The following is an 820-nucleotide window of genomic DNA, read 5'->3' as shown; positions in this document are numbered from 1 at the left end:
TGTGTTTTGTCAAGTTGTTTTAGGCCGTTTCGGCTCGAATTTTTAGGCCAGTTCGGCACGGTTTTGGGCCGTTTGAGCGTTGCTGGGGTTTTGAGGGTTATTTCATGAGGGCGTTTGCCATGCGGTAAGACTGGCCGGTGAAGGTAATCATGCGTCCGTGGTGGACGATGCGGTCGATGGCTGCCGCTGCCATGTCATCGTTGCCGAAGACTTGGCCCCATTGGGAAAACGCGAGGTTGGTGGTGATGATCAGGCTGCGTTGTTCGTAGGCGTCGGCGATGGCTTGGAAAAGTAACCGTGCACCGTCAGTGTCGATGGGGATGTAGCCGAGTTCGTCGATGACGAGGAGCTTGTTTTTGCCGAGTGCTGCGAGTTCTTTGTCGAGTCTTCCTGCCTGTTTAGCGTTGCGTAAGTGGTCGACTAGGCCGGCGGCGGTGAAAAACCTTGCTGGGATGCCTGCAAGGCATGTTTGGGTGGCTAGCGCGATGGCGAGATGTGTTTTCCCGGTGCCGACGTCACCGTAGAAGACGAGGTCTTCACATCCGTTGAGAAACTCAAGCGTGGTGAGGTGTTCGCGGGTGATGTCCGTGGGCAGGGTCACTGGTGACCAGTCGTAGCCGTCGAGGGTTTTGCGTACTGGCACACGCGCACGGTGCATGAGGCGGCGGGCTCTGGATGCTGCTCTGGAAGAAAGTTCAGCTTCGAACAATTCGATGAGGATGTCGCACTGGCGTGGGGTGGCGTGTTCAACGCATTGGCGTAACACAGCGGTGGTCAAATAGAGCTGGCGGCCGAGTGTGACAACTTGGTTTTTGGTGGT

1 protein-coding gene is annotated in these 820 nt (G+C 56.5%); it reads right to left on the bottom strand.

Features of this window, described 5'->3' with window-relative positions; genetic code table 11:
* Positions 1-97: 97 nt before the first annotated feature.
* Positions 98-820: IS21-like element helper ATPase IstB (istB, locus tag HMPREF3048_RS02650; RefSeq protein ID WP_246818831.1), on the bottom strand; the 723-nt coding region annotated here is incomplete at its 5' end.

Source organism: Corynebacterium sp. HMSC075D04 (assembly GCF_001815635.1).
GTDB lineage: Bacteria > Actinomycetota > Actinomycetes > Mycobacteriales > Mycobacteriaceae > Corynebacterium > Corynebacterium coyleae.
The sequence above is the reverse complement of the archived record's forward strand: the minus strand, read 5'-3'. Positions and strand labels throughout refer to the sequence as shown.